The sequence below is a fragment of the Dyella nitratireducens genome (genome assembly GCF_014642835.1).
In the GTDB taxonomy this organism is placed as follows: domain Bacteria; phylum Pseudomonadota; class Gammaproteobacteria; order Xanthomonadales; family Rhodanobacteraceae; genus Dyella_B; species Dyella_B nitratireducens.
On sequence record NZ_BMJA01000005.1, the window covers coordinates 12,882 to 25,875 of the forward strand.

Here is a 12,994-nt window from a genome sequence, read left to right on the forward strand (position 1 = left end):
ACGGCAAGGAGGATGCGAGCATTGTGGCAAGAACTACAGGCTAGCGCCTTTGAGCAAAAAAGCCGACTTAGCTGTTAGCCGCCGCCGTCTCATTCGCTAGCGCACGCTTCACGCGCGCCGTGACTTCATCCAGGTCGCCCACGCCGTCCACCACCTGCAGCTTCCCGCGGCGCGCGAAGAAATCGGCCACCGGCGCCGTCTGCTCGGCGTAGACCTTCAGGCGATCGCGCACCACCACCGGATCGTCGTCCTTGCGGTGTTCTGCGGCAAAGCGGATTTCGCAGCGCTTGATGATCACTTCGTTCTGCACTTCCAGCTTCACCACCGCATCCAATGGCTGGCCGATCTTGGTGAGCAGGTGATCCAGCGCATCGGCCTGCGCAAGGTTGCGCGGGTAGCCGTCGAGGATGAAACCGGGTCGGGTGTCGGGTTCCGCCAGGCGCTCTTCCAGCATACCTAGCAGAATGTCATCAGAGACCAGTTGGCCGGCGTCCATCACCGCCTTGGCCTTCATGCCGAGTGGCGTGCCTGCTTTCACCGCTGCACGCAGCATGTCGCCGGTCGAGATGTGCGGCACGCCGAGATCGGCCTTCAGCCGAGCCGCCTGGGTACCCTTGCCCGAGCCGGGCGCGCCAAGAAGGACAAGTCGCATATGTCTCCACAAGACCCCGAGTTCTGTCGCACACTGCGGCAGTTACTAAGGATTCCTTAGTTTAATGCCGGTCAAGGTAGCGTCTGCAGGGGGTGCCGTCAAACGAAGTACGCCCCAAATTCACGCCAAGTCGCTGATATATATGCGATCCGTGATTGAAGTCGAATTGTCATAGGCCTTCGGAGAGCATTTTATGAAGTCCAAGAACCTGCTTTCATATTCCAAGTGCTTCGCACTGCGCCTGCGCGGTCGTCAGGTGGTAGCACGGGGCGCAGCGCCAGACTGGTTGTCTGGTCAAGTCACGCGCTGCCGCATGGCGGCCGCGCAGGCGCAGTGCGGAGGGCTTGGAATATGAAAGGAGGTTCTCAAGCCCGTTCCGTTACCGGTCGCCTGTTGTACGCCCAGTCAGGCGGGGTGACTGCCGTGATCAATGCCACTGCCGCCGGCGTGATTCAAACGGCGCGCGCGCATCGCATTCCCGTGTACGCGGCACACAACGGCATCCTCGGCGCGTTGCGCGAAGAGCTGATCGACACCACCAAGGAAACGGCGTCCGCCATCGCCGCGCTCAAGCACACGCCGGGTGGCGCGTTCGGCTCCTGCCGCTACAAGCTGAAATCGCTCGATGCCAATCGCGCCGAGTACGAGCGGCTGATCGAGGTGTTCCGCGCGCACGACATCCGCTGGTTCCTCTACAACGGCGGCAATGATTCGGCCGACACGGCGCTGAAGATTTCGCAGCTGGGTCAATCCATGGATTACGACATCCGCTGCATCGGCGTGCCCAAGACGGTGGACAACGATCTCGCCGTGACCGACTGCTGCCCGGGCTTCGGCTCCGTGGCGAAATACACCGCCGTGTCCACCCTGGAGGCAAGCCTGGACGTGGCCTCCATGGCCGATACCTCCACCAAGGTGTTCATCCTGGAAGTGATGGGCCGCCACGCTGGCTGGATCGCTGCCGCGTCGGGCCTGGCCGGCGAAGGCGCGGATGCACCGCCGCACATCATCCTGTTCCCCGAGCGCGTGTTCGATGAAGCCGCCTTCCTCGCCAAGGTGAAAGCCACGGTGGAACGGGTGGGCTGGTGCACGGTGGTCGCCTCCGAAGGCATCAAGAATCACGAAGGCCAGTTCCTGGCTGAAGCCGGTACGCGTGACGCGTTCGGTCATACGCAGCTCGGCGGTGTCGCGCCGGTGCTGGCCGCGCTGGTGAAGGAGAAGCTCGGCTACAAGTACCACTGGGCGCTGCCCGATTACCTGCAACGCTCGGCGCGTCACCTGGCGTCCAAGACCGATGCCGATCAAGCCTATGCCGTCGGCAAGGCGGCGGTGGATTACGCGCTGGCAGGCATGAATGCAGTGATGCCGGTGATCGTGCGCACGTCCGACGCGCCGTATCGCTGGAAACTTGAGCCAGCGCCACTGACAAAGATCGCCAATCACGAAAAGAAAATGCCCGACAAATTCATCGCCCGCGATGGCTTCGGCATCACGGCCGCTGCGCGGCGCTATCTATCACCGCTGATTCACGGCGAGGCACCGCCGCCCTATCGACGTGAGGGCTTGCCCAAGTACGCGGCGCTGAAAAATCACCTCATCGTGCCGAAATTGCCCGCCTTCCATACCTGAGCCCTGCGCTTCACACGGGCCTTACACAAGAAAGACCTGCAATGGGCTGCTTTTCACATTTGAAAAGCAGCCCATTGCTGCGTCATTTCGAGTTCCGGCCGTCTTTGTTTTCCATCACGGAGGATATCGTCATGCGTATCTGCGCAAAGCGCGGGATGAGTGCGGTATTTGTCATCGCGTTTTTGATCGGTGTGACCATACCCGCCGGCGTGGCGAGAGCCAGCCTTTTCGGCCCGCCATCCACGCCGCTGATCCCTAACGTCCAGCAATACACATCCGGCATCTCAGTGTGGAAACCTGCCGCGAACACACGCATCGTGCTGGATGCAACGGCTTCCGCGCAGCTTCAGGATGCTGCCAACGTGCTGGCACAGGAAATGGTTTCCGAAGGATGGGAAAGCACGCCGCCCGCCGTCGTACAGGGCGTCACTTCCCAAGCTGCAGACATTCATCTTTTTTTGGGTCCGGTGAGTGACGTCAGCAGCCCTGAGGGTTACCAGATCACCGTGGCAAACGGCCTGCAGATCAAGGGCGTAGGCGTCGCTGGCGCTTTCTATGCAACGCGCACCCTCCTGCAAACGCTGCGCACCCGGAAACAGTATGCCGGCACCGTCGTCGATTGGCCGGCCTACGCGCATCGCGGCGTCATGGTGGATATTGCGCGCAAGTATTTCACGCCAGGCTGGATCGAGCAGCTCATTCGGGATATGGCGTGGATGAAGTTGAATGTGTTGCAGCTCCATATTTCCGACAACACGGGTTTCGGCATTCAATTGGCCGGCCATCCCGACATCACGACGTCGCCTTCGCTGAGCCGAGCCGACGTGCAAGCGATCCTCGCGGTGGCCATCCGCTATCACGTCGAAATCATCCCGGATGTTGATACGCCTTCGCATGCCACCAAACTGCTGGCCAATCACCCACCGTGGCAACTCAAGCTTGCCAACGGCGACAGGTTGAGCGATCACATCGACTATTCGATTCCCGCGGCCAGGCACTATGTGGCGTCCCTCCTCACCGAAGTGGCTCAACTCTTTCCCGGGCGACGCTTCCATATCGGAGGCGACGAATATTTTCCGGCCCCGTGGCAAACCGGTAACGATCTTGTCACCGCCACGAGCGCACCGCAGTTGGTCGCCTATGCACAATCCATCGGCGGACCCCATGCCACGCTCTTCAATGGCTTCAATGTCTATTTCAATGAACTTGGCGGTGTGTTGACGTCGCTCGGCAAGACCCCTGCCGTATGGAGTGACGACATCTACCCCGGCGACGGCGTCAGCGCTATGGCGTTGAACACCTCTACACAAATCGTCGACTGGATCCGCTGGAACGACACCAAACCCAATGCCGGTAACTATGCCAAGGCGGGGTATCCGATCATCAATGTCAATGGCGATTATCTGTACTTCATTCTCGATGGCACCAGCCATACTGGGGTAGGCACCGGCCCGACCAAAAACCCGCAGGGCATTTACGAAACGTGGGCGCCGCGCACCTTCATGGGCAGCGCCGGTAACGGTGGCGATTACGTGCTGCCTACCTATCTGCCGATGCTCGGCGCGCAATTGTCGATCTGGTGTGACAGTCCAAATGCTTTGACGGAAACCCAGGTGAGCCAGCGGTTCACGCCCTGGCGCAGCACGTTTGCACAGCAGGTGTGGGGCTCGTCCAAGATCGTTTCTTCGTACAACCGCGGCCTGTTGAGCAGTGGCTTCGTCGACATCATGTCAAGGGTGGGTCCTGCTCCGGCAGGCGTGAACTAAGAAGACGCTGATTCGTTGCGCGTCGATGACAGCGGCAGGATGCAGCGATCCATGTGATGCACACATTGTCGCACCTGCTTGACCGCTGCGACGCACAACGAATAAATCGCGAACCTCTGTCTATACTGCCCCATCAGTCCGCTTCAAATCACTTGGTTCAACCAACGATGGGGAGGCACCGATGCTGCAGCAGTATGGCTTGTGGATCGCGTTAGCTTGCGCGGTCGTGGCGATTTTGTACGGGGCGTTTTCCGTGCGATGGGTACTGGCGAAATCACCAGGCAACCCTCGCATGCAGGAAATTGCCTCGGCTATCCAGGAAGGCGCGCGCGCCTACCTCAACCGCCAGTACCGCACGATCGCGCTAGTGGGCGTGGTGCTGCTGGTCATTATCGGGTTCGCCCTGGACTGGGGGACGGGCATCGGCTTTCTGATCGGTGCAGTGCTATCCGGCGCTACCGGTTATATCGGCATGAACGTCTCGGTACGCGCCAATGTGCGTACCGCCGAAGCCGCACGCAGCGGGCTGGCTTCCGCCTTGAACGTGGCATTTCGCGGCGGTGCGATCACCGGCATGCTGGTGGTCGGCCTGGCCCTGCTTGGTGTGGCCGGTTATTTCGCAGTGCTTACGCACATGGGCTACGACAACGACCGTGCCTTGCATGCGATGATCGGCCTGGCCTTCGGCTCCTCGCTGATCTCGATCTTCGCGCGTCTAGGTGGTGGCATCTTCACCAAGGGTGCCGACGTGGGCGCGGACCTGGTCGGCAAGGTGGAAGCCGGCATCCCGGAAGACGACCCGCGCAATCCCGCGGTCATCGCCGACAACGTAGGCGACAACGTCGGTGACTGCGCCGGCATGGCCGCCGACCTTTTCGAAACCTATGCGGTGACGCTGATTGCCAGCATGCTGCTCGGCGGCGTGGTCGGCGAGCAGGCCGGTGCGAATGCGGTGCTGTATCCGCTGCTACTCGGCGGCGCTTCGATCATCGCCTCGGTGATCGGCACCTTCTTCGTACGCGCACGCGGTACGAAGATCATGAACGCGTTGTACATGGGTGTGGTGATCTCCGCAGTACTGGCGGCCATTGCATTCTGGCCGATCACCAAGACGCTGATGGCCGATGCCACACTGGGCGTCACGCGCCTGTACGGCAGCGCGCTGATCGGGTTGGTGTTGACCGGCGTCATCGTGGTGATTACCGAGTACTACACCGCCACCGAATATGCCCCCGTGCGCCACGTGGCGAAGTCTTCGACCACCGGTCACGCGACCAACATCATCGCCGGACTTGGTGTGTCGATGAAATCGACCGCGCTGCCGGTACTCGCCGTCTGTGCGGCCATCTGGGGCGCCTATGCGCTGGCAGGTTTGTACGGCATTGCCGTGGCCGCCACCGCAATGCTGTCGATGACGGGCATGGTCGTGGCACTCGACGCTTACGGTCCTATCACCGACAACGCCGGAGGCATCGCCGAAATGGCCGAACTGCCGCCAGACGTCCGCGGCGTGACCGATCCGTTGGACGCGGTGGGCAACACCACCAAGGCTGTCACCAAGGGCTACGCGATCGGTTCGGCCGGCCTGGCCGCACTGGTGCTGTTTGCCGATTACACGCACCGCTTGTCGCTGGAGCATGCGGGCACCACCTTTGCCTTCGATCTTTCCGATCACCGCGTGATCGTAGGCTTGTTGATTGGTGGCCTGATCCCGTACCTGTTCGGTGCGATGGCGATGGAAGCGGTGGGTCGTGCCGCGGGCGCGGTGGTGGAAGAAGTACGCCGCCAATTCCGCGAGATCACCGGCATCATGGAGGGCACCACCAAGCCGGACTACTCTCGTGCGGTAGACCTGCTGACCAAGTCGGCGATCAACGAAATGCTGATTCCCTCGCTGCTGCCGGTGCTGGTGCCGATCATCGTCGGCTTCGCGCTCGGCCCCGTCGCACTCGGCGGCATGCTGATCGGCACCATCGTCACCGGCTTGTTCGTGGCCATCTCGATGACCACCGGCGGCGGCGCCTGGGACAACGCCAAGAAATACATCGAAGACGGCAATTTCGGCGGTAAAGGCTCGGATGCGCACAAGGCTGCAGTCACCGGTGATACGGTCGGCGATCCTTACAAGGACACGGCCGGTCCGGCTGTGAATCCGTTGATCAAGATCATCAATATCGTGGCGCTATTGCTGATTCCATTGCTGTAAGCACAACACGCCTCGAACCCGGTGATGACACGCCGGGTTCGAGGCTGCCGCGCAAGCTACCTCTAAAAGCCGTCAGGAATCGCCAGAAACGTCGAACTGACACCTGTCGTTGCGTTCGTCGATTGCCCGGTGATTTCACCCGCATCATTGATGTCGTTCGCGTACACGAGTTGATCGGTATATCCGGGCGCAACCAATGTATTGAGATCGACGATGCTGCCGTTGCGCCACCTCACCGCGCGACATCCATTGGCACCGCATGATTCACCGACGATCACACCTTGATCATTGATACCCAGCGCTTCGCTGATGGCATCGCCCGGCAGTGTACCCAGATCGCGCATGCCGGCAGCCGCCGTCCAGATAAACGCGTGCGCATTGAAATTCCCTGCACTTCCACCACCAGGTACGTTGGCAAAACCAACCACAACACCATGCTCGTTGATCGCCATAGGCGTGTTCCACGCCAATACGCCGAGATTGCCCAGATCGATCACGTGGTGGTGTTGCCACATCACCGCATGAATAGCCGAATAGCGGCCCACCGCTTGATCGCATAGCCCCGAAATACCGACGATCTGACCCTGATCGTTGATGGCGGTCGCCGCGCCGGAGGTGTCGCCCTGGATGACCGGCAGCGCGCGAATATCATCATCAGCGGGGCCCCACACCACCGGCTTGAACTGCAGTACTTGCTTGGCCGCGGGATCGCAGGTGGGATCGTGCACTGCGTTTTCAGCCCATCCGACGATCAAACCCAGATTGTTCGCACCAGCAGCGAAACCATTGTTGCCGCCGAGCGTGGGCAAAGCCTGCATATGGCCCCACCGCCAAACGAAACCCAGGCAGGTGTGTCCTGTCACCGTGGGGAAGAATGCCGAACAACTCCAGTTCTCACCCAGGGGATCTACCTGCGCCGTTTCGGCAATGCCGACCAGCACGCCAGTATCGTTTTTCACCGGCCAGGTAATTCCACTGTTGGCGCCGCCCAAGGTGCCGAGGTCAAACGCCGAACCGCCCAGCCAAAGCGCGGCATGCATGTTCTGGTTACCTGGCAGATTGGAAAAGCCGCTGACCAATCCACCGTTATTGATGCTGATGCCGGCACTCGACGTGCCACCCAACGAACCGAGATTGCGGACCTGGTATCGGCCTGCCGCAGCTGCCGGCATTGACGTACCCATCACGCACAAAGCCACCACTAACACGCTCGTTATACGACGCATGGGATGCTCCTTCATTCACGTTGCGAGGCTGGAATCAGCCGTGAGGACGAACGAGCCAAGCCTGGCGCTCCAGGGGTATGGCCAAAAGGGCCACTTTTACGACGCCGGCTAGTCCAGTCGGCGCTATAGTTCCGGCATGCGCCGCTGGGCATTGACCATAGCGCTCGATCCCCAACACGAACTGCCGATGTTTCTGCAGCTCGCGCGGGCGATTGCTGGCGATATCCGCCGCGGACGGCTGAGAGCCGGCGAACCGCTGCCCGGTACGCGTGAACTGGCCGAACAGCTTGGCGTGAATCGCAACACCATCGTGGCGGGCTATGAAGAACTTGCCGCAGAAGGCCTGGTGCAAACGCGCATCGGCGGCGGCACTTTCGTTGCCGCCTCCCTGCCGCCGGATGTCCGTGCTGCGCCAGCTACGAAAGACATTCCAGCAAACAACCCGACCTACGCTCTCGCAGAGCCCGCTCACACTGCGCCTGCCGTCAAACTGCCGCCACCTGGCAGCTTGATGATTGCGCATAGCTTGCCGGATGCGCGGCTGTTCCCTGCCGAAGCCTTCACTCGCGCGCTGCGGCGCGCGATCGTGCAACGCGGCCGTTCGCTGATCGGATATGCAGATCCTTGCGGCCACCACCGTCTGCGTGATGAGCTGGCAAAGATGCTGCGTAGCACGCGTGCCCTGCCTGCCACGCCCGACAACCTGATGGTGACGCGCAGCCTCGAACAGGGCATCGATCTGGTGGCGCGCATGCTGCTCAAGCCCGGCGACGTGGTGGCGGTGGAAGCCTTCGGCTATCCGCCTGCGTGGAGCGTGCTACGCCTGGCGGGTGCGCAATTGATGCCATTGCCAGTGGACGATGAAGGACTGAACGTGGATGCGCTGGAAGATGCACTAAAACATCAGCGCATTCGTGCCGTTTTCGTCACGCCGCATCATCAGTTTCCTACCACTTGCGTGATGTCGCCCAAGCGCCGCGAGCGGCTCGCCGCACTAGCCTTATCGCATCAATTCGCCGTGATCGAAGACGACTACGATCATGAATTCCATTACGCCGGCAAACCTGTTCTTCCGATTGCCTCGGGACAAGATCGCGCCAACGTGATCTATATCGGCTCGCTTTCCAACCTGCTGGCACCAGGCATCAGCACCGGTTTCATCCACGCGCCGGCGGCGACGTTCGGCCATCTTGCCGGCCTGCGTGCAGCCTGCGATCCGCGCAGTGATGTCGCCATGGAATGCGCCATCGCCGAATTGTTTGAAGATGGCGAGCTATTGCGCCATATGCGCCGCATGTGTCGCACCTACGCAGCGCGCCGTGACGTGCTGGCAGAGGCCTTGCGGCGTCATCTCGGGAGCGCCCTGCAATTTCGAGTTCCGGAAGGCGGCATGGGACTGTGGGCACGCGTCGACGATGCCATCGCGATCGAACGCTGGAGCGAGCAAGGTAAACGCATCGGCGTGCAATTCTTCGGCGCCAGACGTTACGACTTCCATCAACGTGAGCAGCCGTATTTACGGCTTGGCTTCAGCTACCTCGACGAGGCCGAACTCGATGAAGCCGTACGGCGCATGGCCCGCGCTTTGGCGGAACTCGGTACCCGCTCGCCCAAGCTGTCCCGGGCGGCATCTCCCGGCGCTATCGGACATGATCCGCCGCCCGTGCAGATCTGACTTTTCCCACTGGCGTTTTGCATCGCTGGACATGCATGCTCAGCATTCCGCGCGAGGACTCTCCTCGTGCCTCACCACGGAGCGGAAGCATGAGTTTGAAGGCATCGATGCGATTGGCGCTGGCGCTCGCCGTCATAATGGGTGGCATGACCCAAGCCCAAGACACCCCGGCGCCCGGCGCCGCCGCAAACACTGACGATCCTTACCTCTGGCTGGAAGACATCCACGGCGCGCGTGCGATGGACTGGGTGAAAGCCCAGAACGCCGTCACCCAGAAGCAGTTCGCCGACAATCCCGCCTTCACCCATACGCGTGATCGCATTCTGGAAGTGCTCGATTCCGATGCGCGCATTCCGTACGTGGAACGCCGTGGCGACTATCTCTACAACTTCTGGCAGGACAAGGCGCATCCGCGCGGTCTCTGGCGCCGTACCACGCTGGAGGAATACCGCAAGACCGAGCCGAAGTGGGATGTGCTGCTGGATATCGATGCCCTCAACAAGGCCGAAGGCAAGCGCTGGGTGTTCAAGGGCAGCGATTGCCTGAAGCCCGATTACAAGCGCTGCCTGCTCAGCCTGTCGCCGGACGGCGGTGACGCGGTGGAAGTGCGCGAATTCGACATTCCCAGCAAATCGTTCGTGAAAGACGGCTTCCTGCTGCCGGTCGCCAAGACCCAGGTAGGCTGGATCGATCAGGATCACGTTTACGTGGGCACTGATTTCGGGCCAGGCTCGATGACCACCTCAAGCTATCCGCGCATTGCAAAAGCGTGGAAGCGCGGCACGCCGCTCAGCGCTGCCACGACGGTGTACGAAGGCAAGATGGAAGATCTTGCGATAAGTGCCAGCCATGACCGCACGCCAGGCTTCGAGCGTGATTTCATCAGCGTGGCGCACGACTTTTTCCACAGCGACACGTATCAGCTCAAAGACGGCAAGCTGATCCATCTGGATGTGCCGACCGATGCAGCCATGGTGGACCCGCATCGCGAATGGCTGCTGGTACAACTACGCACGGCCTGGACCGTGGGCGGCACCACCTATCCTTCGGGCGCGCTGATCGCCACGAAGTTCGACGACTTCATCGCCGGCAAGCGCCAATTCACCACGCTGTTCGTGCCGGACCAGCACACGGCCCTGTCGAACTACGCCTGGACGAAGCATCACCTGATTCTCGACGTCATGGATGACGTGAAGAGCCGGATCGACGTGCTCACACCGAAAGCTGACGGTACCTGGGCACGCGAAGATATGCCCGGTGCGCCCACCTACAGCACGGTATCGGTGGTCGACACTGATCCGGATAACAGCGACGAATACTGGCTCAGCGTGACCGGTTTCCTCACGCCTTCATCGCTGGAGCGTGGCGTGCTCGGCGAGGGGCAGGCGCAAACGATCAAGCACAGCCCAACGTTCTTCGATGCATCGAAATACGAGGTGAGCCAGCATTTCGTGAAGTCCAAGGACGGTACGGAGGTACCCTATTTCGAGATCGCGCCGAAGAATGTGAAGCTCGACGGCAACAACCGCACCCTGCTCTACGGCTACGGCGGTTTCGAGGTATCGCTGCAACCGTTCTACAGCGGCAGCATCGGCCGTGCGTGGCTGGATCGCGGCGGCGTGTACGTCATCGCCAATATCCGTGGTGGTGGCGAGTATGGTCCGCGTTGGCACCAGGCGGCATTGCAAGCCAACCGCCCGCGTGCCTATGAAGATTTTGCGGCGGTGGCGAGCGACCTGATCAAACGTGGTGTTACATCGCCAGCGCATCTTGGTGCAGAAGGTGGCAGCAACGGCGGCCTGCTGATGGGCAACATGCTTACGCTGTATCCACAGCTGTTTGGCGCGATCTCCTGCGAAGTGCCGCTGCTGGACATGAAGCGCTATGTGCATCTTTCTGCTGGCGCTTCGTGGATCGCCGAATACGGCAATCCGGATGACCCCAAGCAATGGGCATTCATCAAGACGTTCTCGCCGTATCAGAACGTCAAAGCCGATGCGGCCTATCCTTCCGTGCTGTTCTACACCACCACCAGCGACGACCGCGTAGGCCCAGTGCAGGCGCGCAAGATGGCTGCGAAGATGGAAGGCATGGGCTACAAGAACGTGTGGTTCTACGAGAACACCGAAGGCGGTCACGGCGCCGGCGCGGACAACAAGCAAGCGGCTTACATGCATGCGCTGGCTTATGAATTCTTGTGGGATCGGTTGAAGTAATCGCGATGCAGCGCCCTCTCCCCGTCGGGAGAGGGCGCTAGAATCTTCTGCATGACATCGCACCTCCCGATACGCCCCGAACTCCGCGAATGGATCCTCAGCACCACGCGTGCCGGCCACGGCGTCGACACCGTGTTGAAAATGATGCAGGAAACCGGCTACGACCCGCGGCAAAGCCGCAGCATCGTCGCCTCCGTGCTGAACATGCCGATCTCTGCACTGGATGCACACACGCAGGCACCGGCACCCAAGAACCAGGGCCGCCGCACGCGGCATCCGGAAGCACCGCAGATGGTAGCCAACGGCCACACGGTCCACGTGGGGCTGAGCATGGAATCACCCGCATTGCGCGTGCTCAACGATTTTCTTTTGGCTGAGGAATGCAGGGCACTGATCGAACAGGCCAAGCCGCGCCTGCAGCGTGCCAAGACGGTCGACAGCGCGGGCAAGCAGCAGATTGATGCGCGCCGTACCAGCGAAGGCATGTTTTTCACCATCGGCGAAACGCCGCTGGTGCAGCGCATTGAACAGCGCATCGCCACCATGCTGAGCATCCCGGTTGATCACGGCGAAGGTCTGCAGGTGTTGCATTATCTGCCTGGGCAGCAATACGACGCGCACTATGACTGGTTCAACCCCGAACAGCCCGGGTTTGCAGCCATCACCGCCAAGGGCGGCCAACGCATTGCCAGCCTGGTGATGTACTTGAACACGCCTGAGGAAGGCGGCGGAACCGCCTTTCCGGAAGTGGGACTGACCGTGACGGCGCTGCGCGGTTCGGCCGTCTATTTCGCTTACGACACCGGCGACGAGGCATCGCTGCATGCCGGCTTGCCAGTGCAGAAGGGCGAGAAGTGGATTGCCACCAAGTGGTTGCGCGAACACCCGTTCCAGAAAGCCTCGCGCTAAATCCGTAGGTTGGGGTGCAAACCCCAACATCCGAACACCACGCAGCATGGCTATGTTGGGGTTTGCACCCCAACCTACGTTGCCCTTCGCGCGCTCAACGCGATAACCAAACCGATGAACACGTGCACCACGATGCTGCTGACGATCCAGCTCAGCACCACCGGCGCCTTCGGCGCGGCTGACAGTGGCACAACAATCAGATTCATCACGACGAAAAGCACCAGGCCATACAAGCTGCCGTACAACCAAGGCCGCTCGATCAACACTCTTCTGCGCCTGCTTGCCAGGTAATACACACCTACCATCACGCCCATGATGGCGTAATGCAGTAATGCGCCCAGCACCACCGTGCTGCTGCCACCGAGAAAAGCACGCTTGCCCAGCAAGCCCGCAGCAATGTTTTGCATGATGCGCAGGGGTGGCACGTGATACAGCGCCTGCCAAAATGTGCACGCAAACAATAAGTCCGCCGTGGCCAGGGCCAGGGCCACGAGTACTGCAAACAACACGATGCGTTGCGCGCGCAGATGGCTGGGCGCACCAGAATCAAAAGGTACTGACATGGCTTTCACTCGATCAGAATAAAGGCGCCAGCCCAGAAAGACCCCGCGAAGCCGTTGCGTGGGACAACTGCTTCGCGGGGTGGGGAAGCGAGGGAGACGTCGTCGCCGCTGGGTTCGTCTGCCTGGGGAGGTGCTGACGATAAGGTTCTGTT

Annotated in this window: 9 protein-coding genes; 6 read left to right on the forward strand and 3 right to left on the reverse strand. The window is 60.9% G+C overall.

The features are described from left to right. Positions 1 to 67: 67 nt before the first annotated feature. Entirely contained in the window at positions 68 to 652 is a 585-nt protein-coding gene (locus tag IEX75_RS20420) for an adenylate kinase (RefSeq protein ID WP_188797230.1), read from the reverse strand. Between the two features lie 351 nt (positions 653 to 1,003). Between IEX75_RS20420 and IEX75_RS20425 the strand changes: the two genes are divergently transcribed. From IEX75_RS20425 to IEX75_RS20435, 3 genes are all read left to right on the forward strand, one after another. Beyond that, positions 1,004 to 2,281, forward strand: a complete 1,278-nt coding sequence (locus IEX75_RS20425) for a 6-phosphofructokinase (RefSeq protein ID WP_188797232.1) — start codon at positions 1,004 to 1,006, stop codon at positions 2,279 to 2,281. 131 nt (positions 2,282 to 2,412) lie between these two features. Continuing rightward, positions 2,413 to 4,047: a family 20 glycosylhydrolase gene (locus IEX75_RS20430; RefSeq protein WP_188797234.1), complete on the forward strand. Its 1,635-nt coding sequence runs from the start codon at positions 2,413 to 2,415 to the stop codon at positions 4,045 to 4,047. A gap of 181 nt (positions 4,048 to 4,228) precedes the next feature. Next, positions 4,229 to 6,253 carry a sodium-translocating pyrophosphatase gene (locus IEX75_RS20435; protein ID WP_188797236.1) on the forward strand — a complete coding sequence of 675 codons (2,025 nt, stop codon included), beginning with the start codon at positions 4,229 to 4,231 and terminating at the stop codon, positions 6,251 to 6,253. Positions 6,254 to 6,315: 62 nt separating this feature from the next. Here the strand turns inward: IEX75_RS20435 and IEX75_RS20440 are convergent, their stop codons facing one another. Further along, on the reverse strand, positions 6,316 to 7,479 hold the full coding sequence (locus IEX75_RS20440) for a hypothetical protein (protein WP_188797238.1): 1,164 nt from the start codon (positions 7,477 to 7,479) through the stop codon (positions 6,316 to 6,318). Between the two features lie 187 nt (positions 7,480 to 7,666). Between IEX75_RS20440 and pdxR the strand changes: the two genes are divergently transcribed. The 3 genes from pdxR (at position 7,667) to IEX75_RS20455 (ending at position 12,279) form a co-directional block, all read left to right on the forward strand. Then, entirely contained in the window at positions 7,667 to 9,154 is a 1,488-nt protein-coding gene (gene pdxR / locus IEX75_RS20445; protein ID WP_229720995.1) for a MocR-like pyridoxine biosynthesis transcription factor PdxR, read from the forward strand. Between the two features lie 89 nt (positions 9,155 to 9,243). Continuing rightward, the gene (locus tag IEX75_RS20450) at positions 9,244 to 11,370 is read left to right on the forward strand and encodes a prolyl oligopeptidase family serine peptidase (RefSeq protein ID WP_188797242.1); all 2,127 of its coding nucleotides are present in this window, start codon (positions 9,244 to 9,246) and stop codon (positions 11,368 to 11,370) included. Between the two features lie 51 nt (positions 11,371 to 11,421). Continuing rightward, positions 11,422 to 12,279, forward strand: a complete 858-nt coding sequence (locus IEX75_RS20455; protein WP_188797244.1) for a 2OG-Fe(II) oxygenase — start codon at positions 11,422 to 11,424, stop codon at positions 12,277 to 12,279. A gap of 74 nt (positions 12,280 to 12,353) precedes the next feature. On the opposite strand, the gene IEX75_RS20460 is transcribed toward IEX75_RS20455, so the two are convergent. Next, positions 12,354 to 12,842, reverse strand: a complete 489-nt coding sequence (locus IEX75_RS20460) for a hypothetical protein (protein WP_188797246.1) — start codon at positions 12,840 to 12,842, stop codon at positions 12,354 to 12,356. Between the last annotated feature and the right edge of the window lie 152 nt (positions 12,843 to 12,994).